This is a genomic window from Dechloromonas aromatica RCB (genome assembly GCF_000012425.1).
Genome location: NC_007298.1, coordinates 3040882 through 3066639, shown reverse-complemented (window position 1 = coordinate 3066639; position 25758 = coordinate 3040882). Strand labels below are relative to the sequence as shown.

18 protein-coding genes are annotated in these 25758 nt (G+C 61.0%); 10 read left to right on the top strand and 8 right to left on the bottom strand.

The features are described 5' to 3' along the window. Window positions 1-61: 61 nt before the first annotated feature. Window positions 62-1567 carry a lysine--tRNA ligase gene (gene lysS, locus DARO_RS14595; RefSeq protein WP_011288576.1) on the bottom strand — a complete coding sequence of 502 codons (1506 nt, stop codon included), beginning with the start codon at window positions 1565-1567 and terminating at the stop codon, window positions 62-64. Between the two features lie 166 nt (window positions 1568-1733). Between lysS and DARO_RS21835 the strand changes: the two genes are divergently transcribed. Beyond that, a complete protein-coding gene (locus DARO_RS21835; RefSeq protein WP_011288575.1) occupies window positions 1734-4028 on the top strand; it encodes a response regulator in 2295 nt (764 codons plus the stop codon). Here the strand turns inward: DARO_RS21835 and DARO_RS14585 are convergent. The 4 genes from DARO_RS14585 to DARO_RS23140 form a co-directional block, all read right to left on the bottom strand. Continuing rightward, window positions 4025-4354: a cupin domain-containing protein gene (locus DARO_RS14585; protein WP_011288574.1), complete on the bottom strand. Its 330-nt coding sequence runs from the start codon at window positions 4352-4354 to the stop codon at window positions 4025-4027. The two genes, DARO_RS21835 and DARO_RS14585, sit on opposite strands and share 4 nt — an antisense overlap. A 9-nt stretch (window positions 4355-4363) precedes the next feature. Then, window positions 4364-5593 (bottom strand): hypothetical protein, encoded by a 1230-nt coding sequence (locus DARO_RS21830; RefSeq protein ID WP_011288573.1) that lies wholly within the window; start codon window positions 5591-5593, stop codon window positions 4364-4366. A gap of 18 nt (window positions 5594-5611) precedes the next feature. Beyond that, a protein-coding gene (gene prfB / locus DARO_RS14575; RefSeq protein WP_157037227.1) for a peptide chain release factor 2 occupies window positions 5612-6716 on the bottom strand; the annotation gives its coding sequence in 2 pieces (ribosomal slippage) (window positions 5612-6634 and window positions 6636-6716; 1104 coding nt in all). Further along, window positions 6633-6827, bottom strand: coding sequence for a hypothetical protein (locus DARO_RS23140; protein WP_198134210.1), 195 nt, complete (start codon window positions 6825-6827; stop codon window positions 6633-6635). Before DARO_RS23140 ends, prfB begins: the two co-directional genes overlap by 84 nt. 182 nt (window positions 6828-7009) lie before the next feature. Between DARO_RS23140 and DARO_RS14565 the strand changes: the two genes are divergently transcribed. The 5 genes from DARO_RS14565 to DARO_RS14545 all read left to right on the top strand — a co-directional run bounded on the left by DARO_RS14565 (window position 7010) and on the right by DARO_RS14545 (window position 16025). Next, a complete protein-coding gene (locus DARO_RS14565; protein ID WP_011288571.1) occupies window positions 7010-8203 on the top strand; it encodes a methyl-accepting chemotaxis protein in 1194 nt (397 codons plus the stop codon). A 7-nt stretch (window positions 8204-8210) separates the two neighbouring features. After that, complete coding sequence (locus tag DARO_RS14560) at window positions 8211-9110, top strand: nitrate- and nitrite sensing domain-containing protein (RefSeq protein ID WP_049758719.1); 900 nt, start codon at window positions 8211-8213, stop codon at window positions 9108-9110. Between the two features lie 61 nt (window positions 9111-9171). Further along, window positions 9172-11220, top strand: coding sequence for a bifunctional diguanylate cyclase/phosphodiesterase (locus tag DARO_RS14555; protein ID WP_198134047.1), 2049 nt, complete (start codon window positions 9172-9174; stop codon window positions 11218-11220). 163 nt (window positions 11221-11383) lie between these two features. Further along, window positions 11384-15022, top strand: a complete 3639-nt coding sequence (gene nifJ, locus DARO_RS14550; RefSeq protein WP_011288568.1) for a pyruvate:ferredoxin (flavodoxin) oxidoreductase — start codon at window positions 11384-11386, stop codon at window positions 15020-15022. Then, window positions 15015-16025, top strand: coding sequence for a dihydroorotate dehydrogenase-like protein (locus DARO_RS14545; protein WP_011288567.1), 1011 nt, complete (start codon window positions 15015-15017; stop codon window positions 16023-16025). The genes nifJ and DARO_RS14545 overlap by 8 nt, the downstream gene beginning before the upstream one ends. Window positions 16026-16072: 47 nt before the next feature. On the opposite strand, the gene recJ is transcribed toward DARO_RS14545, so the two are convergent. Continuing rightward, window positions 16073-17773, bottom strand: coding sequence for a single-stranded-DNA-specific exonuclease RecJ (recJ, locus tag DARO_RS14540; protein ID WP_011288566.1), 1701 nt, complete (start codon window positions 17771-17773; stop codon window positions 16073-16075). After that, window positions 17770-18807, bottom strand: coding sequence for a hypothetical protein (locus tag DARO_RS14535; protein WP_011288565.1), 1038 nt, complete (start codon window positions 18805-18807; stop codon window positions 17770-17772). The genes recJ and DARO_RS14535 overlap by 4 nt, the downstream gene beginning before the upstream one ends. A 69-nt stretch (window positions 18808-18876) precedes the next feature. On the opposite strand from DARO_RS14535, the gene DARO_RS14530 reads away from it, so the two are divergent. The 3 genes from DARO_RS14530 to DARO_RS14520 all read left to right on the top strand — a co-directional run bounded on the left by DARO_RS14530 (window position 18877) and on the right by DARO_RS14520 (window position 22894). Continuing rightward, window positions 18877-20124 (top strand): lipoprotein-releasing ABC transporter permease subunit, encoded by a 1248-nt coding sequence (locus DARO_RS14530; protein ID WP_011288564.1) that lies wholly within the window; start codon window positions 18877-18879, stop codon window positions 20122-20124. Continuing rightward, entirely contained in the window at window positions 20117-20794 is a 678-nt protein-coding gene (gene lolD, locus DARO_RS14525) for a lipoprotein-releasing ABC transporter ATP-binding protein LolD (RefSeq protein ID WP_011288563.1), read from the top strand. The genes DARO_RS14530 and lolD overlap by 8 nt, the downstream gene beginning before the upstream one ends. A gap of 84 nt (window positions 20795-20878) precedes the next feature. Next, window positions 20879-22894 (top strand): methyl-accepting chemotaxis protein, encoded by a 2016-nt coding sequence (locus tag DARO_RS14520; protein WP_011288562.1) that lies wholly within the window; start codon window positions 20879-20881, stop codon window positions 22892-22894. Here the strand turns inward: DARO_RS14520 and DARO_RS14515 are convergent. Next, window positions 22872-23420, bottom strand: a complete 549-nt coding sequence (locus DARO_RS14515; RefSeq protein WP_011288561.1) for a DUF2062 domain-containing protein — start codon at window positions 23418-23420, stop codon at window positions 22872-22874. The two genes, DARO_RS14520 and DARO_RS14515, sit on opposite strands and share 23 nt — an antisense overlap. Window positions 23421-23437: 17 nt before the next feature. Between DARO_RS14515 and DARO_RS14510 the strand changes: the two genes are divergently transcribed. Continuing rightward, window positions 23438-25756 carry a DNA internalization-related competence protein ComEC/Rec2 gene (locus DARO_RS14510; RefSeq protein WP_011288560.1) on the top strand — a complete coding sequence of 773 codons (2319 nt, stop codon included), beginning with the start codon at window positions 23438-23440 and terminating at the stop codon, window positions 25754-25756. The last annotated feature ends 2 nt before the right edge of the window (window positions 25757-25758 follow it).

Below are 25758 nucleotides of genomic sequence, written 5' to 3'. Positions count from 1 at the left end.
CATAGCAGCGCTATGCAAGGTCTCCGGCAACGCCGAGTTGGCAAGCGCAGCCACGCATCAATCATTCGGGGCGCATGGAGGGGAATAGGATGACATCCCGAATCGCGGCGGCGTCGGTCAGCAGCATGATCAGGCGATCAATGCCGATGCCACAGCCACCGGTCGGCGGCAGGCCATATTCCAGCGCGCGAATGAAATCGGCGTCGTAATACATCGCTTCCTCGTCGCCGGCATCCTTCGCTTTCATCTGTTCCTGGAAGCGCGCTGCCTGATCTTCGGCATCATTCAACTCCGAGAACCCGTTGGCGATTTCACGCCCAACGATGAACAGCTCAAAACGCTCGGTGATTTCCGGGTTGGTGTCCGAGGCACGGGCCAGCGGGGACACTTCGACCGGGTAGTCGATGATGAAAGTCGGCTCCCAGCAGTGGGCTTCGGCGCAGGCTTCGAACAGTTGCAGTTGCAGGCTGCCCAGACCGCCCGGCTTGAGCGGCTCACCGAAGTGTTTGATCTTGGCTTTCAGGAATTCCGGATCGGCCAGCTCGGCATCACTAAATTCCGGATGCTGGCGCTGGATGGCCTGGTTGATGGTAAGGCGATGGAAAGGCTTGGAGAGGTCCAGTTCGCGGCCCTGATAGACGAAGACTTCCTTGCCCAGTGCCTCGCGGGCGGCGTGGCGGAGCAGGCCTTCGGTGAAGTCCATCAGCGTGTGGTAGTTCGCGTAGGCCTCGTAGAACTCCATCATCGTGAATTCGGGGTTGTGGCGCGGCGAGAGACCTTCATTGCGGAAATTGCGGTTGATTTCGAAAACCTTCTCGAAACCGCCGACGACCAGGCGCTTCAGGTACAGCTCCGGCGCGATGCGCAGGAACTGCTGCATGTCGAGCGCGTTGTGGTGCGTGACAAACGGCTTGGCCGAGGCACCGCCCGGGATCGGGTGCATCATCGGCGTTTCGACTTCCATGAAGCCATGGCCGGTCATGTAGTTGCGGATAGAGGCAACGATGGCCGAACGGGCGCGGAAGGTGAAGCGCGTTTCCTCGTTCATGATCAGGTCGACATAGCGCTGGCGATACTTCATTTCCTGATCGGCCAGGCCGTGGAACTTGTCCGGCAGCGGGCGCAGCGACTTGGTCAGCAGGCGGATTTCGGCGGCCTGAATCGACAGCTCGCCGGTCTTGGTCTTCATCAGGCTACCGGTGACGCCAATGATGTCGCCCAAGTCCCAGGTCTTGAAGTCGGCATAGACCTCTTCACCAACGCGGTCCCGGGTGATGTAGATCTGGATACGGCCCGACAGATCCTGAATGGTGGCAAAGGAAGCCTTGCCCATGACGCGCTTGAGCATCAGGCGGCCGGCAACCTTGACTTCAATCGGCAGGCCTTCAAGCTCTTCCGCCGTTTTCTCGCCATAGCCTTCGAGGACCTTGGCAGCGGTGTTCTCACGCTGGAAATCATTCGGGAAAGCCTTCCCGGTCTTGCGCCACTCGGCCAGTTTGGCACGGCGCTCTGCGATGAGTTGGTTTTCGTCTTGCTGGACCGGGGCTTGCTGTTCGGCGTTGGACATGGAGAATCCTTGGATGCGATGAGTAAGCCGACTATGGCTTAGAATTCGTGATTTTCGCCGATTACACCCGGTTGGAACAAGGGCAAAGCGTCCAAAATCCGTCTGGCGTGTGTGCTCGGCGTATCAGGCAACGTCGCCGGTGCATGAATAGAGTTGTGAGGGGCCTATGAACATCCTCGTTGTCGATGCCACGCATCTTTACCGGGACATCCTGCAGCGGGCATTGGGCCATTATGCGGATGTCCGGGTCGAACTCGCCTTGTCGCAACAGGAAGCGCGCGAGATTGTCGCCCGCGAGACCTTTCATTTCTTCATTATTTCCGGGCAACTGCCGGATGGTGATGGCATCGAGCTGGCCAAAGCCTTGCGTGCCGATGGCAGGGCCAAGGCTGAACCGATCGTCTTGCTGACGTCGAGCGCCAGCTCCGGCCTGGCAACACAGGCTGAACAAGCTGGTGTGAGCGAGCTTTTCCGCAAGCAGGATATCGACGAACTGCTTCGTTTCATGCGGCATTACGTTGAGTTGCTGCAGCCGATGCGTTGCCGGATTCTTTATGTTGAGGACAGCAGGGATCAGCGCGCCCTGCTTGAAGCCCAGTTGCGCGACTGGGGCATGACGGTCGATGCGTTTGCCTCGGCTGACGAGGCGTGGCTGGCTTTTGAAGCCAATGATTACGATCTGGTGTTGTGCGATGTCGTCCTGGGTGGGCACATGACCGGCACGCGCTTGATCAACCGGATTCGTCGCTTGCCTTTACCCAAGGGTGAAACGCCGGTTCTGGCGGTGACAGCTTTTGACAATCCGTTGCGGCGAATCGAGTTGTTCCAGCTCGGGGTCGACGATTATGTGCAGAAGCCGATCCTGGCCGAGGAAATCCGTGCCCGGCTTCACAATTTGCTGACCCGCAAGCGTGCCGTCGAGCGCAGCCAGATGTTGCTGGCGGCCACGGCGCTTGGCGTCGTTGTTGTCGGTCAGGACGCAGTGATCGAGTCGATGGACGATAACTCGCTCGACATGTTCCGGCCTGCAACGCAACCGGTGCTCGGTCAGCCCCTGTCGATATTGCTGCCGGAAGAAAAAAATCCGGGCTTGCTCGGTCAGATGATGCAACGCGTCATGGCCGAAGAACGTATTTCCGGCCTCAAGGCGGTGGGGCAACGGGGCGACGGGGAAGATTTTCCGGTTGAATTGACGATCATCGAGATTAATTCCGGTGATGGCGTACGTCATTTTGCCCTGCTGGCGCGTGACATCAGTGAAGAGCAGGCGCTGGCGACTTATCTGACCCGGGCTTCGGAGGCGGCTGAGCGCGCCGAGCAGATGAAGACGGCTTTCCTGGCCAACATGAGCCACGAGATTCGCACACCGCTCAATGCCATTATCGGCATGGCCCATATTCTCTCGCGCACCGAACTGGATACTGCCCAGAAAAAGTATGTTGGTCACATCGATGCGGCAGGCGAGCACCTGCTCGGCTTGATCACCAACGTACTTGATATGTCCAAGATAGAGGCCGGCCGGCTGGAGCTGGAAAATATTCCGCTGGCCGTTGAGAACATCGTTTTCGAAGTTCTTTCGATGGTTGCCGATCAGGCTGCGGAGAAGGGGTTGGACGTGCGGATTGGTGAGTTGGACGCTCCGTCCGGGCTGGTTGGTGATCCGGTCAGGCTCAGGCAGGCCTTGCTCAACTATGTTTCAAATGCCATCAAGTTCACTGCAGATGGCAGCATTGATGTTCGGGTTATTACGCAGGCGGTCAGCGAGGATTCGGTCCTGCTTCGCTTCGAGGTAGCCGATACAGGGATTGGCATCAGTGCGGAAGCCAGGGATGAGATATTTTCGGCCTTTCGCCAGGCCGATAATTCGACCACCCGCCGTTATGGCGGGACCGGCCTCGGCTTGGCAATCACACGCCAGTTGGCTGAGCTGATGGGCGGCGAGGTTGGCGTTTCAAGTACGCCCGGGCAGGGTAGCCTGTTCTGGTTCACTGCTTCTCTGAAACGCGCTTCTGCGCCGCTTGCTCGGCCGGCGATCCCCTTGCTATCAGCGGAGAGCGCGGAAGTTGTCTTGGCCAGGGATTTTGCGGGGTGTCGTTTTTTGCTCGTCGAGGATGAGGTTATCAATCGACATGTGGCCGAGGCCATCCTTTCGCGCCTGAACTGCGAGATCGATACCGCGAAGGATGGCCGTGAGGCCGTCGATCTGGCCAGTCGCAACGACTATGCACTGATCCTGATGGACATGCTGATGCCCAACATGGGGGGGCTGGAGGCCACGCAGTGCATTCGACAACTGCCGGGGGGCGAGAAGGTGCCGATTGTCGCCCTGACGGCCAACGCGTTCGCCTACGAAAAGCAGCGCTGCCTGGATATCGGGATGAATGGTTTTGTGACCAAGCCGATCCGGCCCGAGGTGCTATTCGAGACCATGCTGCGCTGTCTGAACGGCGAAGGGGTTTAACGTCCAGCGCGGTGAATCGCTAGCCAGATGGTGGGCGTATCCGGCGCCGTCCATTCGACACGGTGTCGGCGACCGGCAGCGATGTCGACGAAAGCGCCCGGTTGCAGGCGTCTGGCTTCTGTTTCATCCTCAAAGCGTAAGCGTGCCTCGCCGCTGATCAGCAATACCCATTCGGCGTCGGGCTGGTCATACCAGAATCCATCAGGGCTGGACTGACCGGTCGAGACGATGCGTTGAACGGTCAGTCCCGGTTCGGCCAGCAGGGTGGCAAATGCTTCTTCTTCGGTGCCGAGCGGGGGAAGATTGGCGAACAGGTTGTCGAGCATGGCGGTCGATCAGCGATAGAGCGGAAGGGTGTCGAGGCGGCGTTCGATCTCATGGGCCATTGCCTTGAACTGCGGGCTTTCATGGCTTTCGAAGCGGCGCTTGAATTCGGGTTCGTGCAGGTCTTCCGGAAGATCATTGACGACCGGCAGCAGTTGTTCGTCGGACAACGCCTTCTTTATTGTTTCCAGCAGTCCTTCGGGCTTCCTGAGCAGTGCTTCGCCAAAGCGGGTGCCGGCCCGGTCAGCGGTCAGGTCGATGAAGGAAAAACCGCTGCCGTGGTGGGCGTCTTCCAGTTCCTTGTAGAGGCCGATGGCGTCGGCCACCGGTTCGCCAGCCCAGGCGGCGAGGGCGGCTGAGATGACGAAATGCTGGGCAAGATCGTGGCGGCCGGCCAGGGTGATGTTGACCCAGTGGACGCGTGGCCAGTTTCTGGCCGCGGGAACCAGCGCCGCCAGGTCTTTGTCGGCCAGATAGCTGCTCAGAACCAGCAGACTGGCTCGGCCTTGTTTAATTGGGGCGCCAGAAACGGGAAGTATTGCCATCAGGACTTCCGAAAGTCTGATTCGAGAGCCGGGGGCGCGATGGGCAAAGAGTGCCGCCAGCGCCAGGCGGGCTTCACGAAGGCGGGCGATTTCTTCGGGGGACAAGGCGACCGCACGCGCCCGATCGAGGATGCCCGGTTCCCAGGTGTAGGTGACTGATACCGTCGCCTGATCCTGATTGAAGGAAATGTGCTGAATGGCGTTTTCAGCCAGTCGCCATTCCCGGTCGAAACCCAGCGCGCTCACTGTTCTGGCGATGGCAAATTCGACGAAGGTGGTCGGTACGGGGATGCTGCCGAGCCTGGCGTCGACGATGCGCAGCTTGCCTTCGATGCCATGGGCCAGCGCGCGCAGATTCAGGAAACGCCTTCCTGGCAGCGCAAAGGTGATACGGACTTCGCCGGCATCGTCGGTCAGGGCGAAGGCGCCGCGGGCATGCAAATATCGCCCGGCGACGTAGTTGATGCCTTCGTCAATCAGCGCCGCAGGGACCGCCACGGTGCGAATCTCGCCGGCTTGCTGGCGTCGTGGATCGTTGGCGGCGACAAGGTGCTTGGCCTGGTCGACCGAGGCCGGGGAGATGGCGTCGCCGCGGTCGACCAGTGCTTGCGGGTCGGTGGCAAAAAGGATCAGTGCTGCCGCGATGGTGAGCGGCAGCAGCAGGATGATCGCCAGCCATTTGAGGAAGCGCCTCATCGGCAGGCGATCACTGCCTTAGACGCCTTGCTTCAGGCTGGCTTCGATGAAGGGATCGAGGTCGCCATCAAGCACGGCCTGGGTATTGCCGGTTTCGTGGTTGGTACGCAGATCCTTGATGCGCGACTGGTCGAGCACGTAGGAACGGATCTGATGGCCCCAGCCGATGTCGGACTTGGCGTCTTCCAGCTTCTGCTGTTCGGCCTGCTGCTTGCGCAATTCGAACTCGTAGATGCGGGCACGCAGCATCTGCCAGGCTTCGTCGCGGTTGCGGTGCTGCGAACGGTCGTTCTGGCACTGGACGACGATGCCGGTCGGGACGTGGGTCAGACGGACGGCCGAGTCGGTCTTGTTGATGTGCTGACCGCCGGCGCCGGAGGCGCGGTAGGTGTCGGTGCGCACGTCGGCCGGATTGATGTTGATCTCGATCGAGTCATCGACTTCCGGGAACACGAATACCGAGGTGAAGCTGGTGTGGCGGCGGGCGTTGGAGTCGAACGGCGACTTGCGGACCAGGCGGTGAATGCCGGTTTCGGTGCGCAGCGTGCCGTAGGCGTAGTCGCCGGTGAACTTGACGGTAGCGCTCTTCAGACCGGCGACATCGCCTTCCGATTCTTCCATCACCTCAACGGTGAAACCCTTCTTCTCGCCATACTTCAGGTACATGCGCAGCAGCATCGAGGCCCAGTCCTGGGCTTCGGTGCCGCCGGCGCCAGCCTGGATTTCCAGGAAGCAGGGCATCGGGTCGGACGGGTTGTTGAACATGCGGCGGAATTCGAGGGCCGCAACCTTCTTCTCGAGTTCGGCATTGTCGGCCTCGACGGAGAGCAGGGTGTCTTCGTCGCCGTCTTCCTTGCCCATGTCGAACAGTTCGCGGCCATCGTTGAGCCCGGACTGGACTTCTTCCAGCACCAGCACGATGTTTTCCAGCGATTTCTTCTCGCGACCGAGTTCCTGGGCGCGTTTGGCGTCATCCCAGATCTTCGGGTCTTCCATCTCCTGGTTGAGGAGGGTCAGGCGTTCGCGTTTCTGATCGTAGTCAAAGATACCTCCGCAGCTCGGCGGCGCGCTGCGCCAGATCGTCGAGCTTGTTGGAGATGCTGTTGATGTGTTCGGCTTCCATGGCGTTCGTCTCGTTGCTTGGCAAAACCATAATTATAGCCGCTGTGCCAAGCGGCATCTCGCTGCACTGTCTGGGGGCATTGTTATGCCGGGCGCGGGAAAGGTTGCGCACTTGAATGGTGCGCTGGCCTTTGAACGACTGCTTTAGATCGTCAGGCTGGATTCGTTTTTATTAAATATTTTCGTGAGATTTGTTGTATCAAACTGATTATTAAGAATAAAAATAAATAGGTATCACTTGGCAAGGGATTTGCTTCTTGTTGTGACAATTTTGTAATTATGTGTGTGATATTTATGAAAAGAAATGAATCGGCCCCGGCTTTGCGCGCCAGCCTGCATTCTTTGCGCTGGCAGCAATTCACCGTCTGGGGACTGGCTGCCTGTGGCGCTTGGGCGATGGCATCGGCAGTCTCGAGCACCGGTTCAGTGCTGCTGGCCTGGCTGGGGGCTGGGTTTCTGCTGCTGTCGATCATGTTGGCCTGGCATATCCAGCGTGCTTTGGAAGCGGCCCTCGGCTTGATCGATACCTTTGCTCAGAATCTGGCTGGCGGTTCTCTGATCAGCCGCCTGGATGCCCCGCGTTGCGGCCTCTTGGCTCCTCTGGCCGAACGGCTGAACGGCATGGCGCGTTCCCTGTCCGGCCTGTTTCTGACTTTTGCCCGCATGTCGCAGGAGATTTCCAGCGTGGCCGGCGAGAGCAGCGTCAACGCCAGTGGCGGTAACGATGGCGTGCGCCGCCAGCGCGACATCACCTTGTCGTCCGCGGCGACGCTGGAGCAGTTGACGGTCAGTCTCGGCATGACCAGCGACAGCGCCGGTGGGGCCGCCGAGGTGGCCGAGGCTTCCGGCCAGATGGCGGAGGCCGGGGCGGGGCGGGTGAGCGGGCTGGCGAATAGTCTTGAAAGCTTGGCGGCGACGGTCCGTCATACGTCGGACGGGGCGTGTCGCCTCGGGGTGCGGTCGCAGGAAATCGATGTCATCGTCGAGTTGATTGCCGAGATCGCCGCCCAGACCAATTTACTGGCCTTGAATGCCGCCATTGAGGCGGCGCGGGCCGGTGAACAGGGGCGCGGCTTTGCCGTCGTTGCCGACGAAGTGCGCAAGCTGGCCGAGCGGACGCGCAATGCGACCAGCGACATCGGCGAGCGGATCGGCGGCATGCGCCAGGAGGTCGGCAGCATGATCGACGCCATGGCAGAAACCTCGGTTCGTGCCGCAGCCAGTCTGGCCGATGCGGAACTTGCGGTCGACGACCTGCGGCAGGTCGAAAGCAACGCCAGTCAGACGCTGGCGTTGATTCGCGATATTGCTGCAGCCAGTCGTGAGCAGAGCGAGGCGGGGCAGAGCATTGCCTGCGATATCGAGCAGGTTGCCCAGTTGGCCGACGCCAACGAGCATCTGGTGCGGGAGAACAGCGAGTTGTCACGTTACCTGAGCGATTTGTCCGTTCAGCTCAACGCGACCCTGAAAAAATACCAATATGAGTGAGTTAGCCATGGACTGGATCTTTTTTTTGACAGGCCTGCTGGCCCTGCTGGTCGGTGCCAGTTCTTTCTGGCTCTATCGTCGGCGCAACTGGCAGGATGCCGGTCATTCGCTGCATGAGACCCTGCTTGCCTGCCGCGCCTTGCTGGCGCTGATCAGCAATTTCCAGCAGCACCGCGGTATGAGTTCGGCCTGGCTGGCTGGCGATCAGAATTTCAAGTTGCGCCTGGAAGGCAAGGGGCGGGAAATCGAGGCGGGTATTCCAGCCTTGCGCGATATTGCCAAAAAGGAAGGGGCTAGGGTGCACCCCTGCCTGACCCTGAATGAGCTGGAATTGTTCCATTTCAACTGGGCGAATCTCCACGAGAAATTACCCGGTTTGTCGGTCGAACAGAGTATCGCCCAGCACAGCGTGCTGATTGAGCAGTTGTTGCACTGGCTGGCGGCGCTTGGCGAGTCGCGGGTCGAGTTGTTGCTCGACGGGCCGGGAGCGCGCGGTCTGGTCCGCAATTACGTCAGCCGCCTGCCGGCCCTGACCGAGTGCCTCGGCCAGGCGCGCGCCCTCGGCATGAGCGTCGCGGCAAGGCATGCCTGTTCGGCCGTGGTCCGGGTTCGCCTGATGTTTCTGGTCGCTCGTGCCGAAGTGCTGCTCAAGCAGGCCAGCGAAGCCAGCGGTCAGGGGGCTGTGGCCGAGAAGGCGGCGCGTGGCGTGCAGCAGATGGCACGCGTCATTCGGACCCAGATGTTGCTCAGTTCCGGGGTGACGGTGGATGCCCAAGCGTATTTTGAACTGGCCTCCGGCGCGATCGATCAGGTTTTTGCCTGGATAGGCGACAGCGGCATTCAGGTAAAGCAGACAGGAAACGGCTCCTCACATGTTTCGCAAACACTTCATACCACGCGTGTCTGATGGGTGGAATTTTGTTCAGTCGGGTAGCAGCCACGGCTCCGCCTTGCTGCAGGCGCCAGCCATGGCGACCTTGTTTTCCAAGCTCGATGGCATGCTGTTCCGCTGCCTGCTTGATGAGTACTGGACACTGTTGTCGGTCAGTCCCGGCTGTCATGAACTGACCGGATTTCGGGCCGATGATCTGGTTGGCAAGCAGCAGAATTCGCTTGAGTCACTGGCCCATCCGGAGGACCGGGCGGCGGTTCGCGGCACAATCCTGGCGGCGCTGGAGACTGGCTCGCGCTATAGCATTGAGTACCGCATCGTCTGCCGGGATGGTGAGGAGAAATGGGTACAGGAGCGCGGCGTTGGTTTGCGCGACGAGGCTGGTCGCCAGGTACTGGAAGGCTATCTGGAAGACATTACGGATCGCGTCCAGGCCCAGATCCAGTTAACAGAAACGGAGCTGCGCTATCGCAGCATTTTTGAAAATTCGGTGGTCGGCATGTTTCAGAGCACCGAGAGCGGTCGTTATTTGGCGGCCAATCCGGCCCTGGCCAGGCTTTATGGGTATTCGACGCCGGAGGCGCTGATCAGCAGTCTGGCCGATATTGCCAGTGGGCTGTATGTCGATCCGCAGCGGCGCGAGGATTTCAAGCAGTTGATCCAGCGCGATGGCCGGGTCACCAATTTCGAGTCGGAGATCACCTGTCGCGATGGCAGCCGGATCTGGATCGCCGAGCATGCCCATGCCGTTCGATCGGCCGACGGGTCTTTTCTCTATTACGAGGGAACGGTCGAGGATATTACCGAGCGCCATCGTTACCAGTCGGTGCTGCAGCACCAGGCAACGCATGATCCACTGACCGGGTTGCCCAACCGCAACCTGCTGGAGGACCGCCTGGCCCAGGCAGTGCAACTGGCACGGCGCAAGAGCAGCAAGGTGGCACTGGCCTTTGTCGATCTCGATAACTTCAAGGTGATCAACGACAGCCTCGGTCATGCCGCCGGCGATCAGTTGCTGATTGAAATCTCCAGTCGTTTGCGCGCCGCCTTGCGCGGCCTTGATACCGTGGCCCGCTACGGTGGCGACGAGTTCGTGCTGATCCTCGGCGAACAGACCTCCATGGCCGACACCATGCACCTGCTTGAGCGCGTGCTGGTCAGCATTCAGGCACCGCTGGCGCTGGAAGGGCACGGCCTGCGCATCAACTGCAGCATCGGCGTCAGCGTCTTTCCCGACGATGCGCAGGATCTCGACGGCCTGTTGCGGGTGGCCGATGTCGCGATGTATCACGCCAAGGAAAGTGGCAAGGGGCAGTACTGTTTCTATACCCGCGATCTGAACCAGGCCGCTCAGGATCGGTTTTCGCTGGAAACAGCGCTCGGCAGCGCCATCGAAAACAATGAACTGACTGTCGTCTACCAGCCGAAGGTGGATGGCGAGGGCATGGTCCGCGGTTTTGAGGCGCTGGTCCGCTGGAATAGCGCCGGCCGGGGGCTGGTCACACCCGACCGCTTCATTCCGCTGGCTGAGGAAACCGGGCAGATTCTGGCGATCGGTGAGCAGGTGCTGTATGCCGCCTGCCGGACGGCCGCCAACTGGCCGCTAATCGATGGCCAGGCCTTGAGTGTGGCCGTTAACCTCTCGGCACGACAGTTGCGCGAACCCGGTTTGCCGGGGTTGGTGGCCGATGCACTGGCGGTTTCCGGCCTGCCGCCGGAATGCCTGGAACTTGAAGTCACCGAGAGCATGATCATGGGCGACATGGAGCACAACATCCGGGTGCTCAAGTCGATCAAGGCGCTCGGCGTGCGCATCGCGGTCGATGACTTCGGCACCGGCTATTCGTCGCTGGCCTATCTGCAGCGGCTGCCGATCGATACGCTGAAGATCGACCGTTCCTTCGTTTCCGGCTGCAACCGTGGTGGCAAGGCGATGGCAATCCCGCATGCCATCATTTTCCTCGGCAAGACGCTGGATCTGCATATTGTCGCCGAAGGGGTCGAAACCGACGAGGAACGGGCGATTCTGGCAGTTTGCGGCTGCAACGAGTTCCAGGGCTACCTGTTTTCCCGGCCGCTGCAGAGTGCGGCAGTCGATACCTATTTGCAGGCAAAAATCGGCTGACTTCCCGGTAGCGATTTTCGCCTGTTTTTAGATGGCATATTTTTGCCGAAAACGGGCGTAGAATGAACTTGTTGCGTTGCAGCAAGTCGGCGGCGCCGGCCAGCCCGGCTCGCTTTCACCCTGCGAGCCATCGAGTTCGCAGCGGGTATCGCCAGGAACTGTCATGAACAATAAGATGCTGACCATCGACGGTAACGAAGCCGTCGCCAACGTGGCCTACCGCGTTTCTGAAGTGATCGCCATTTACCCGATCACCCCATCGTCCGGCATGGGCGAGCTGTCCGATGAATGGGCCGCCCAGGGCAAGACCAACGTCTGGGGTTGCGTGCCCCGCGTTGTCGAGCTGCAGTCCGAAGGCGGTGCTGCCGGCACTGTCCATGGCGCGCTGCAGGCCGGGTCACTGGCAACGACCTTCACGGCCTCGCAGGGCCTGTTGCTGATGATTCCCAACATGTACAAGATCGCCGGCGAACTGACACCGGCCGTCTTTCATGTGGCCGCCCGCACCATCGCGACCCATGCGCTGTCTATTTTCGGCGACCATTCCGATGTGATGGCGACGCGCGGTACCGGCTTCGCGCTGCTCGCCTCCAATTCGGTGCAGGAAGCGCAGGACATGGCGGCCATCGCCTCGGCGGCAACGCTGGCCGGACGCATCCCGGTGCTGCATTTTTTCGACGGGTTCCGCACTTCGCACGAAGTGGCGAAGATTGCCCCGGTCAGTGATGCCGTGCTGCAAAAAATGTTGCCGCAGGCATTGATCGCAGCCCAGCGCCACCGCGCCTTGTCGCCGGAACACCCGGTGCTGCGCGGCAGTTCGCAGAATCCCGATGTCTTCTTCCAGGCTCGCGAAGCCCAGAATCCCTGGTTTGATGCCTTCCCGGGCATCGTCCAGCAGGCCATGGACCAGTTCGGCGCGGCGACTGGCCGCCAATACAGGCTGTTCGATTACGTTGGTGCGCCGGATGCCGAGCGCGTCATCATCCTGATGGGTTCCGGCGCCGAAACCGGGCAGGAAACCGTCGAGCATATGAACCGCCAAGGCGAGAAAGTCGGCCTGCTCAAGGTACGCTTGTACCGGCCGTGGGCGCCGGAGGCGCTGCTGGCAGTGCTGCCGACGACGACCAGGGCGATTGCCGTGCTCGACCGTTGCAAGGAACCCGGCGCCGATGGCGAGCCGCTGTTCAAGGATGTGCTGGTCTCTCTGGCCGAGAATGCGGCGAGTGAAACGCCGCGCTTTGCCACGCTGCCGAAGGTGATCGGCGGGCGTTATGGGCTGGCTTCAAAAGAATTCAATCCGGCCATGGTTTGTGCCGTTTTTGAGGCACTGTCAGCCGCATTGCCCAGACGTCGTTTCACGGTAGGTATCAACGACGACGTGACCCATCTGTCGCTGCCTTATGACGCAGCTTTCCGCACCGATGCCGTGCGTGAAACCTTTGGTGCCGTGTTCTATGGCCTGGGTTCGGATGGCACGGTGTCGGCCAACAAGAATTCGATCAAGATCATCGGCGACGAAACCGAGCTTTTCGCCCAGGGGTATTTCGTCTACGACTCGAAGAAGTCGGGAGCGATGACCGTGTCGCACCTGCGTTTCGGGCCGCAGCCGATTCGTTCGACGTACCTGACCGGCGAGGGCGATGCGAAATTCATCGCCTGCCACCAGCCGCTGTTCCTCGAAACGCATGATTTGCTGGGGCACGCGGCGCCGGGCGCGGTTTTCCTGCTCAATACGCCGGTGCCGGCCAGTACCGTGTGGGCCAGCTTGCCGGCAGCGATGCAGCGGCAGATGGTCGCCAAGCGCATCCGTTTTCACGTGATCGATGCCTATCAGGTGGCGCTCGAAGCCGACATGGGGCGGCGTATCAATACGGTGATGCAGACCTGCTTCTTCGCCATCTCCGGCATCCTGCCGCAGGACGAGGCCATTGCGGCGATCAAGCATGCGGTGGAAAAGACCTATGGCCGCAAGGGGAGGCGGATTGCCGAACTGAATTACCGGGCCATCGACAAGACGCTGGCCTGCCTGCACGAAGTGGCGGTACCGGCCGAGTATGCCGCGTCTGAAATCCGGGTGTCTGAACGTACTGCTCAGGAAGCCTCCGATTTCGTCCGCAAGCTGACGCTGCCGCTGATTGCCGGCAAGGGGGATAGTCTGCCGGTATCGCTTTTCCCAGCCGACGGCACCTTCCCGACCGGCACGGCCAAGTATGAAAAGCGCAATCTGGCCCTGCAGATCCCGGTCCTCGAAACTGATTTGTGTACCCAGTGCGGCAAGTGCGTGTTTGTTTGCCCACACGCCGCCATTCGCGTCAAAGCCTACCCGGCCGAATTGGCTGCCGAGGCGCCGGCTAGCTTCAAGCAGATGGCCATCCGCAGCAAGGATTACCCGGCTGGTTTGAAGATGACTTATCAGGTCGCGCCGGAGGATTGCACGGGTTGTACTTTGTGCGTCGATGTTTGCCCGATTCGCGACAAGTCGAATGTCTCGCGCAAGGCCATCAACATGGCCGACCAGCCACCGCTGCGTGTGCAGGAGGCTGCCAATTGGTCCTTCTTCCAGAAACTCCCTGATTACGACCGGCGCAGCACCAAGCGTAATACCGTGCCCGGCTCGATGCTGTTGCCGCCACTGTTCGAGTTCTCCGGTGCCTGTGTCGGCTGTGGCGAAACGCCGTATATCCGGCTGGCGACGCAACTGTTCGGCGACCGCATGCTGGTCGCCAACGCCACCGGTTGCTCGTCGATTTACGGCGGAAACCTGCCGACGACGCCTTACACCACCGACGCCAACGGCCGCGGCCCGGCCTGGAGCAATTCGCTGTTCGAGGACAACGCCGAGTTCGGTCTCGGCATGCGCCTGGCGACTGACAAGCTGGCCGACGCCGCCCGCGTTCAACTGCGTGCCATGGCGCTGGAAATTGGCGATGCCCAGGTTCAGGCCTTGCTCAATGCCGACCAGAGCAGCGAAGCCGGCATTCACGATCAACGCGAGCGGGTGGCCGAACTGCAGGTGAAACTCGCGCATCTCGCGACGCCGGCGGCCGACCAGCTTGCCGCGGTAGCCGAATACCTGATCCGCCGTAGTGTCTGGATCATTGGTGGCGACGGCTGGGCTTACGACATCGGTTTTGGCGGTCTGGACCACGTGCTGTCGTCCGGTGAGGACGTCAATATCCTTGTGCTGGATACCGAGGTCTATTCCAACACCGGCGGCCAGAACTCGAAGGCCACGCCGCGCGGTGCGGTGGCCAAGTTTGCGGCCGGCGGCAAGCCGAATCGCAAGAAGGATCTGGCCCGCATCGCGATGGATTACGAGAATGTCTATGTCGCGCAGGTGGCTTATGGCGCCAAGGATGTCCATACGCTGAAGGCCTTCCTCGATGCCGAAAGCTATCCCGGTGTCTCGATCATCATCGCCTACAGTCCGTGTATTGCCCACGGTGTCGACATGTCGAACAACCATCGCCAGCAGGATCTGGCCGTGAAGTCCGGTCATTGGCCGCTGTTGCGTTACGACCCGCGTTTGCGTGAGCTGGGCAAGAACCCGCTGTCGGTCGATAGTGCGGCACCGAGCATCCCGTTCAGCGACTTTGCCCGCAACGAAGCGCGTTTCACCGTCCTTGAACGCTTGCGCCCCGATGCCTCTGCCCATTTCATGGCGCAGGCCGGCAAGGATGCACGCCTGCGCCATCAGGAATATGTCGAGCTTTCCGAGCTCTCGCTGCCCGAAGCAGCCATCGACGAAAAGGCTGATACGGCCAACGCGGCCGCCGAAAAGAAGGAGACACCCGATGCCTGATCTGTCCACAACCTATCTCGGCCTGTCGCTGAAAAATCCGCTGGTACCTTCATCGACACCGCTCAGTCATGATCTGGATGCCGTGCTGCATCTCGAAGATGCCGGTGCGGCAGCCATCGTCATGCATTCGCTGTTCGAAGAGGATGTTCGTCACGACGAGCAGATGATCGACCGCTTTCTGGTGCACCCCGACACCTTTGGCGAAGCGACGGGACATCTGCCATTTGGGCATGACTACCAGAGCCGGCTCGACAGCTATCTCGAACAGATTCAACGCCTCAAGTCGCGCCTCGCCATTCCCGTGGTGGCCAGCCTGAATGGTTCATCGCTGAGCGGCTGGGTCGAACTCGGCAAGGAAATGCAGGGGGCGGGGGCCGATGCCCTCGAACTGAACGCTTGGTACATGCCAAGTGACCCAAAAATTTCCTGCGAGGCGATCGAGGATCACCATGTTTCCTTGCTGCAGGAATTGAAGACGGTGGTCAGTATCCCCGTCAGCATGAAACTCTCGCCTTTCTTTTCATCGCTGCCCCATTTTGTGCATCAAATCGAAATGGCCGGCGCGGCGGGTATCTCGCTGTTCAACCGTTTTTTCCAGCCGGACATCGATCTGGAGACATTGAGCGTGGTCGATCGCGTGCAGTTGTCATCCTCGGCCGATACCCTGCTGGCCATGCGCTGGATCGCCATCCTGCGCGGCAGCACCAAGCTGTCGCTGGCGGCGACCGGCGGTGTCCATACGGCGGAAGATGCCCTGAAAATGCTGCTCGCCGGTGCCGACGTCGCGCATATGGCCAGTGCCCTGCTCAAGCGTGGCCCACAGGCGCTGGGCGAGGTGCTTGCCGCGATGACGCACTGGCTGGATGAGCATGAGTACAGCTCGGTGGCCCAGATGAAAGGCTCGATGAGCCAGCAAAACTCGCCCAACCCCAGCGACTTTGCCCGGGCCGCCTATCTACATGCGCTGAGTTCCTTCTCGCCGCCAGCAGGCGTGCGTTACTGATCAGCTAAGGCAGTGATCCGCTACCAGGGGGCGTGCAGCCCCCTTTTTTATTCCAGATGTTCAACCATCAACTGCGGGCTTTCGACGCCCATGTATTCGTTGATGGCCAGCCGATAGGCGACGCGGGTGCGGCTACCCGGCTGGTTGCTGAAGTTGAACTGGATGGCGTCGATACGGGTGTCGCCTTTGCGCAGGCGTAGTTTCAGGTGCTTTTCCTTGAGTACGCGCTGTTGCTCGACGTCGAAATCATCCATGAACAACGGCGCCGGGAAGCCCTGGCCCCAGATTTCGTTTTCCAGCATGCGGGCGGTTTCCAGCGAGATGTAGCCGCCTTCGAGATTGCCGTCGGTTTCCAGCGTACGGGTCAGGTCGGCCGGGGCGAGCAGTTCAGCGGCGACTTCGGCAAAAAGTTGACTGAAGCGCTCGAAGTCTTCTTCCTTGAGCGTTGCACCGGCAGCCATAGCGTGGCCGCCGAAGCGGACGAGCAGGCCAGGGGCACGCTTGGCGACGAGGTCGAGCGCATCGCGCAGATGCAGGCCGGGAATCGAGCGACCGGAGCCCTTGACGATGCCGCCTTCGCCGCGGGCAAAGGCGAAGACCGGGCGATGCAGCTTGTCCTTGATGCGCGAAGCGAGGATGCCGACAACGCCTTCATGCCAGCCGGCATCGAACAGGGCGATACCGGGGGCGGCGTTGGCCACGTCCAGCGATTCGAGCAGGATCAGCGCCTGTTCCTGCATGCCGGCTTCGATTTCACGGCGTTCGCGGTTCAGGCTGTCGAGTTCCTGGGCGATTTGCAGGGCGCGACTGGGGTCATCGGTGAGCAGGCATTCAACACCAAGCCGCATGTCGGCCAACCGGCCGGCCGCATTGAGGCGAGGGCCGAGCAGGAAGCCGAGATCGAAGGCCGTGGCGCGTTTCGGATCGCGGGCGGCGGCCTTGAACAGGGCAGCGATGCCGGGCTGCATCTGGCCAGCGCGCATGCGCTTGAGACCCTGGCTGACCAGAATGCGGTTGTTGCGGTCGAGCTTGACGACGTCGGCCACGGTGCCCAGCGCGACGAGGTCGAGCAGGTTGGCGAAATTGGGTTCCGGGCGATCGCCGCCGTTGGGTGTAAACCAGCCGCGTTCGCGCAATTCGGCGCGCAGGGCAAGCATGACGTAGAACATGACGCCAACGCCGGCAATGCATTTGGACGGGAAATCGCAGCCGGGCTGGTTCGGGTTGACGATACAATCCGCAGCCGGCAGCGTTGCCGCTGGCAGGTGGTGGTCGGTGATCAGCGTTGCGATACCGTGTTGCTGGGCGCGGGCGACACCTTCGAGGCTGGCGATGCCGTTGTCGACGGTGATGATCAGGTCGGGCGACTGCTCGGCGGCGACATCGACGATCTCCGGCGAGAGGCCATAACCGAGCTTGAAGCGATCAGGGAGCAGGAAGTCGACGTCGGCACCAAGCGACTTCAGGGCGCGCATGCCGACGGCTGTGGCGGTGGCGCCGTCGCAGTCGTAGTCGCCGATGATCAGCATCTTCGCTTCGGCTTCGATGGCATCGGCAAGTAATTGCGCGGCGTCAGTGGCGTGGGTCAGGGCGGTGGGCGGAATCAGCGACTTCAGTTCGTAATCGAGTTCGGATTTGTCCTTGATGCCACGGGCGGCGTAAAGACGGGCGAGCAGCGGGTGCAGGCCCTGCTGTTCGAGTTGCCAGACGACGCGGGGCGAGCTGCTGCGGGTAGTGATGTTGGTCACGGCGTTGTTCCTTCGGCCAGATCCTTGGCAAGCGCGGCGAGCGGACGCGGTTTGCGCCAGAATTTCCAGCGGTCCTTGCCGTGCAGCGTCCAGGTCAACTGGCCGTAGATGGTCGGGGCGACGATGGTCAGCGTTTCGACCTGACGGCCGAGTGCGGCACGCAGCGGTACGAACCAGTTGTTGTCCAGCTTTTGCCAGGCATCCCGCCAGCCCGGGCCATCTTCGTAGAGCACGGGGGGTAACAGGCTGTCGAGGACCACAAGCTGGTTTTGCTCGGCGGCGGCTTGTGTCAGGAGGGCGGCGAGTCCGTTCGGGCACGGCTGCGTCGGTGTGCCACTGGCGCTGGCCAGGCCGGTGGCCAGCGGGTTGCTGCTCCAGATGGCGGAGAAATCAGGTTTTGCCAGCGTCGGCAAGCTGCCGCCGCCCCACAGCCACAGACTGTTGACGGCCGGTTTCCCTTCGACTTGCCGGCGTTCGTTGACCGGGTGGCCGTGCAGGTACATCTGGACTTCGTTGAGCCAGCGGGTCAGTACGCCATTCTTGTCGGTCAGTTCGTTGTCCAGACGACGACCGGCAATGGTGGAAATCGGCTCGGCATGGTGATCGACCGGCGTATTCAGACGCAGATACCAGCGCCGGGCCGTGCGGACATGAAACTGACCGATATCGGCAAACTCGGCATTCAGCGAGGCAACGATGGCGTGCGCTTCGTCCTCTTCCAGATCGAAGGCGCCAGCATCGGCCAGAATGATCCGTTCATGATGGAAGCGCAGATGGACCGGGTCGGCGCATAACCAGTGGCCGTCGCTCTTGTCCTGGCCAGCGGCCTCGCCGAGCAGGCGGAGGGCGCCGAAGGGGGCGTTGTCCAGGCCGAACTGGCGGGCGAGGGCGGTTTCAAAAGCGACCCTGGCCTGGCGCTCAAAAGCGGCGCGGGTGGCCAGCCATTCGAATCCCGGGGCCACGAGTTTCCCGAGTGTCAGTTGGTCATTCGGTTCGGGCCAGATCAGTTCTGGGACAAGCAGGGTGAGGCGCACGGGCAGCAGGCAATAGGTTGGCAACCAAAAAGTGTACCATAGCGACTTTAGACGCCCGGTGTTATCCGAATGGCATTGCCTTACGAACTGTTGATCGGCCTGCGCTATACGCGCGCCAAGCGACGCAACCACTTCATTTCATTCATCTCGCTGATCTCGATGCTCGGCATCGGCCTCGGCGTCGCCGCGCTGATCGTCGTGCTGTCGGTGATGAACGGTTTCCAGAAGGAATTGCGGACACGCATTCTTGGGGTGGCTTCGCACATCCAGATTACCGGCATCAGCGGCGAATTGCCCAACTGGCAGGCCGTCGCCGAGCAGGCGATGAAGCATCCGGAAGTCAGGGCGAGCGCGCCTTTCGTGCAGTCGCAGGGGATGTTTACCGTCGATGGCACCGTCAAGGGGACGATTGTCCGCGGCATCCTGCCTGATCAGGAAGATCGGGTCGCTGATTTCCGCAAGACCATCCAGAGTGGCAGCCTCGATGATCTGCGGCCGGGCGAGTTCGGGGTCGTACTTGGGGCCGATCTGGCCCGTTCGCTGCGCGTCTTTACTGGCGACAAGGTGACGCTGATTGCGCCGCAGGGCACAGTGACGCCGGCTGGCGTGGTGCCGCGCCTGAAGTCGTTCAAGGTAGTCGGCATCTTCGAGGTCGGGATGTACGAATACGACTCGGGGCTGGCGCTAATCAATCTTGAAGATGCGCAGAAGCTCTACCAGATGGAAGACCGGGTCAGTGGTGTACGCCTGAAGGTCGACGATCTCTTCCAGGCGCCGCGTATTGCCCGCGAACTGGTTCGTTATATCGATGCCGATGCCTATTTGAATGACTGGACCAAGAGCCATGCCAATTTCTTCCGTGCCGTGCAGATTGAAAAGAACATGATGTTCATCATCCTGTCACTGATCGTCGCCGTTGCTGCCTTCAACCTGGTGTCGACGCTGGTCATGGCGGTCACCGACAAGCAGGCCGACATCGCCATCCTGCGCACGCTGGGGGCGCGGCCACTGTCGATCATGGGAATTTTTGTGATCCAGGGCGCGCTGGTCGGGTTCATCGGGCTGGGCCTGGGGATCGTTGGCGGCGTGCTGCTGGCGCTCAATATCGATGTCGTGGTGCCGTTCATTGAAAAAGTGCTCGGTGTGCATTTCCTGTCGAAAGAGGTCTATTACATCTCCGACCTGCCCTCCGAACTGCAATGGAGCGATGTCTGGGGTGTAACCCTGATTGCCTTTGTGCTGGCCTTGCTGGCCACGCTGTACCCGAGCTGGAAGGCATCACGGGTCAATCCCGCGGAGGCGCTGCGCTATGAGTGAGTCCATTCTGATCGCCCGCGGGGTGTCCAAGGTATTTCGCGGTGGTGGGCTGGAAGTGCCCGTCCTGTCTGGCATCGATCTGGCCGTTCAACCCGGCGAAACGGTGGCCATCATCGGCGCTTCCGGTTCCGGGAAAAGTACGCTGCTACACCTACTGGGCGGCTTGGACACACCATCAGCCGGCAGCGTAACGCTGATGGGGCGCGATTTCTCAGCACTCGGCGAGGTCGATCGCGGTGACTGGCGTAACCGGCACCTCGGCTTCGTCTATCAGTTCCACCATCTGCTGGCCGAATTTTCGGCCCTTGAAAATGTGGCCATGCCCTTGCTGATCAGGCGTACGGAACGTCACGCCGCGCTGGCCAAGGCGGCCGAAATACTGACGGCGGTTGGCTTGGGTCACCGCCTGGAACATCGGCCGGGTGAATTGTCCGGTGGCGAGCGCCAGCGCGCTGCCATCGCTCGCGCCCTGGTCAGCGATCCTTCGTGTCTGCTGGCCGATGAACCTACCGGTAATCTCGATAGTCATACGGCATCAGTCGTCTTCGGATTGCTGATTGAACGTGTTCGTCAGCAGCAGGTCAGCCTCATAGTGGTGACGCACGATCAGCAGTTGGCGGCCAAGGCTGACCGGGTTCTCAATTTGAATGACGGCATTCTTTGCGAATAATTTGATAAGTATTAGATTGAACAAAAGTGTTTTAATTTAATATCTCACATCCCAACTCGCACCTCTCGGTGAGGAGACAATAATATGCAAGCCCTCTTTTCCCCAGCCGTCGTCCTGATGAATCGCCTGCGCTACAACAGCAAGTTCCTGCTGCTTGGCGCGGCGGTCTCGGTGGTCATGTCCGTGTTGCTGTTTTCTGTCTATTCCCATCTGAATCTCGATATCGAGACGGCGCGCCAGGAGTTGGTGGGGCTGCAGATGCTCAAGCCGATGAACCGCATGGCGCAGGTCATGCAGCAACACCGGGGGCTTTCTTCCGGTGTCTTGAATGGCAACGAGGCCATGAAGGAAAAGCGGGCAGCCAAGGAAAAGGACGTAGTGGATGCTGTCGCCGCGACAGAGGCCGCACTTTCGCCGAAACTGCGTGATAGCGCCAGCTGGAAAGCAGTTCGTCAGGATTGGGAGGTCATTCGCAGCGAGGGGCTGACTTGGGCGCCGCCAGAAAACATCAAGCGGCACTCGGTCATGATCGCCAATGTGTTGCAGTTTATGGTCGAGGTCGCCGATGAGACCCAGTTGACGCTTGATCCGGTGATGGATACCTATTACTTCATGGACACCATCGTTACCAAGATGCCGGCCATGCTGGAGCCCCTGGGCATTACCCGGGCGAGGGGAACCGGGGTTTTGACCAAGAAGGAATTGTCGCCGCAAATGCGGATCGATATTGCCTCGCAGATTGCCCAAATGGCGGGCACGCTGCGTGCCCAAAATACCAATCTGGAGAAAGTGATTCGTTTCGTACCGGCCCTCCAGGGATCGCTTGTCGGGCCGACGAAGGAGTTTTCCGACGGCGCTGAAAAAGTCTTCTCCCTGGTGCGTGACGACATTCTTGGTGAAAAGTTTGTGACTGCGCCGCAGGATTATTTCGCCATGACCACCCAGGTCATCGATCTAGGCTACAAGGTCATGTTCGATACCCTGATGCCGCAATTTGAACTGCAGTTGCAGGGGCGTATGAATCAGGCGCGCAAGGTATTGCTGTTCGAAACGGGCTTGTCGATATTCGTCGCTTTGCTGGTCGGGTATCTTGGCCTGGGCACCTATTATTCGGTACTTAACAGCGTCGGGGATTTTTCCCGGGGCGCCCGTCGCCTGGCTGATGGCGATCTGACGGCCGAGTTCGATACGCGGGGTGCCGATGAACTCCATGCTGCAGGCAAGGATTTCAACGGGATGGCCGCTTCATTCCGCAAATTGCTCGGTGGCGTTCAGAACGACGTCCGGCAACTCAATCAGGCCGCCGAACAACTGGCCTCGTCCAGCCAGCAGATTTCCGCCGGCACATCGGCGCAAAGCGATTCGGCTTCGAGTATGGCGGCAGCCGTTGAGCAGATGACCGTCGGCGTCGATCACATTGCCAAGAATGCGCAGGATGCACAGAACTATTCCCGGGAGTCCGACCAGCTGGCAGCGCGTGGCGGTCGTATCGTCGAGGGCGTGGTCAACGAAATTCAGGGCATTGCCCAGACCGTCAATCAGTCGGCGGCAGCGGTAGAGGCGCTAGGCCAGCAATCCGAACAGATTTCGGCGATTGTGGGCACCATCAAGGATATTGCCGACCAGACCAATCTGCTGGCGCTCAACGCGGCCATCGAAGCGGCGCGGGCCGGTGAGTCGGGGCGCGGCTTTGCCGTTGTCGCCGACGAGGTCAGAAAGCTGGCAGAGCGGACTGCGAAGTCGACGCAGGAAATTTCCGCCATGATCCTTGCCGTCCAGACCGGTACGGCGACTGCCGTGTCGAGCATGAAGGAAGGGGTCCAGCGGGTATCTTCCGGCGTCGAACAGGCGCAATTGGCCGGTGAGGCGATCAGTCAGGTGCAGACGCAGTCGCGTCAGGTGCTGGATGCGGTGTCCGAAATCTCCGTCGCCTTGCGCGAACAGGCGGCGGCCAGCACGGAAATCGCACAGAACGTCGAGCGCATTGCGCAGATGGCGGAAGAGAACAGCGCGGCGGCCAGCGGTAACGCAGCCACGGCAGATTCCCTGCGCACGCTGTCCCACGACTTGAGCTCGGCTATTGCCCGCTTCCGGACCTGAGCGTCTTGCGCCGCCGCCAGGCGGTGATCAGGTAGAGTCGCCAAGCCGCCCGGGTCGCTCCGTAGCCCGCTACTGCCAGTCCGCTAGCGAGCAGTAGCAGGCCGATGCCGAGGGGCTTGGCGACGGCCAGCATCCATGTCTGCATGGCGGTCGTCCAGGCCAGCATATCGGTGGGATTGAACGCCGGTGGCGTGATGAAACCGCTGCCATCTCCCAGAAACAGTCGTCCGATCTCGTAGGCCAGCAAATATAGCGGCACGATGGTGAAGGGGTTGGTGTACAGCGTCACCAACATCGATAACGGCAGGTTAACGCGGAAGATCAGGGCGCAGATCGCGGCACCGAGCATTTGCAGCGGACCGGGAATCAGGCCGCAGAACAGTCCTGCAGCGACCGCACCGGCGGCCGAATGACGATTCAAATGCCATAAACGTGGATGCAGTAGCGACGACTCGAACGGCTTCAGCCAAGGGTTTTGGCGTATCGTTTCGTGATCGGGCAGGTATTTTTTCAGGGTCCGGCGCATGCCCTTATTATTGCAGCATGCGCCTGAATATTCTCGCCTTCGCCATCGGTGTGCTCTGCCTGCAGATGCAGCCGGAACTGCCCACTTGGGCAGCCTGGGCCGTGGGCGGGCTTGCTCTAGTGCTGCCAACTTTGCGCTGGCATCACTGGCCGGTACGCCTGCTGGCGCTGGTCGGATGTTTGGCGCTAGGCTTTGCCTGGGCTGGCTGGCGGGCCGATATCCGGTTGGCCGACCAGCTTGGCGCGGCCTGGGAGGGGTGCGATGTCGAGGTGGTCGGCGTTATTGCCGGGCTGCCGCAGGATTTCAGTAACGGTACCCGTTTCGAATTCGACGTATCCAGCGTCTCGACGACCGGTGCCGTCGTGCCGCAAAGGATCATGCTGTCCTGGTATCAGGGCCGGCGCGATGAAGAGCAGTTCGAGCGCCTGCCGGTGCGGCCCGGCGAACAGTGGCGCTTTACGGTGCGTCTGAAGCGGCCGCACGGCAATGCCAACCCCGGTGGCTTCGATTACGAGGCCTGGTTGCTCGAACGTACCATTCGGGCCACTGGCTATATTCGTCCGAACCCGCCGCAGCGCATCAAAGAGATGGTCTGGCAGCCGGATTACGCCGTCGAGCGTTTGCGCTACTCCGTTCGGGCTTCATTTGCCCGAATGCTGCCGGAGGTGAGCTACCCGTGGGCCGGTGTGTTGGTGGCACTGACCATTGGTGACCAGAAGGCGATCAACGGTGAGTTGTGGGCCACCTTCAACCGGACTGGAACGACCCATCTGATGAGCATTTCAGGATTGCACGTGACGATGGTCGCTGCCTTGTTTGGCTGGCTGGTGTCGTTTGGCTGGCGGCGGGTTCCCGCTTTGGCACTGCGCCTGCCGGCCCAAAAGGCGGGTTTGCTCGCAGCCTGCCTTGCCGCGCTAGGATACGCCTTGCTCGCCGGATTTGCCGTGCCGGCCCAGCGGACGCTCTACATGCTGCTGGTCGCTGCCGCGGCCATGTTGTCCGGGCGCATTGTGGCGCCGAGCCGGACGCTGGCGCTGGCCCTGCTGGTGGTGCTGCTGGTCGACCCGTGGGCAGTATTAGCAGCCGGGTTCTGGCTGTCGTTCGGTGCTGTCGGCGCCTTGCTCTATGTAGGATCGGCGCAGGTTGGCGAAGGGCAGGGCTGGCGTGCCCATGTGCGTTCCTGGGGTATTGCCCAGTGGGTGGCGACGCTCGCTTCACTGCCGATATTGCTGCTGGTTTTTCAGCAATTTTCGCTGGTTTCCCCACTGGCCAATGCACTTGCCATTCCGGTCATCAGCTTTGTCGTCACACCACTCGCCCTGCTCGGTGCCGTGGTGCCCTGGTGGCCAATTTTCGGATTGGCGCATCAGGTCATGGCCTGGTTGATGGATTTTCTCGAATGGTGTGCGACCTGGCCGGTCTGGCAAGTGCCGGCCCCGCCCTTGTGGCTCGCTGTGTCGGCCGGGGCTGGCGTGGCGTTCTGTCTATTGCCGCGCGGATTGCCTGGGCGTTGGCTGGGAGCCTTCCTGGTGGTGCCTGTGCTGTTCTGGGCGACGGAAAAACCGGCCGACGGCGAGGTGTGGATCAGCGTCCTCGACGTTGGTCAGGGGTTGGCGAGCGTGCTGCGGACTCGCGAGCATACCCTGATCTACGATCCAGGTCCGCTCTACAGCGCCGAATCGGATGCCGGGCAACGCGTTGTCGTGCCCTATCTGCGCTTTCTGGGTATCGACAAGGTCGACATGTTGATGGTGACGCACCGGGATACCGACCACTCCGGCGGAACAGCCTCGGTCCGGGCGGCGCTGGCGGTTGGCGAGGTACGTTCCTCGGTGGCCGGGCTGGACGGGCAGCGCTGCGTGGCAGGCCAGCGCTGGGTTTGGGATGGTGTTGTGTTCGAGGTGCTGCATCCGACGGCCGATGCATACTCGGGAGATACGAAGTCCAATCATCTGTCCTGCGTGCTGCGCGTCGAAGCCGGTGGCCGGCGGATGTTGCTGACCTCGGATATCGAGGCACCGGACGAGGTGGAACTGCTCAAGCGCTATCCGGGTATGTTGCAGGCCGATGTTCTGCTGATGCCACACCACGGCTCGAAAACCTCGTCGACGCCCGCTTTTCTGCAGGCCGTCGGGGCCAGTGAGTCGATCATTCCGGTCGGCTATCGCAGCCGCTTCGGGCATCCCAAGGCGGAAGTGGTGGCGCGTCACGAGGCGATGGGGAGCCATATCTGGCGTACTGATCGGGATGGCGCCGTGCAGGTGTTTTTAGGCGGGCAGGGCGTGGCCTTGTCGGCTTGGCGGCAAGAGCATCGTCGCTATTGGTACGGCCGGTGATA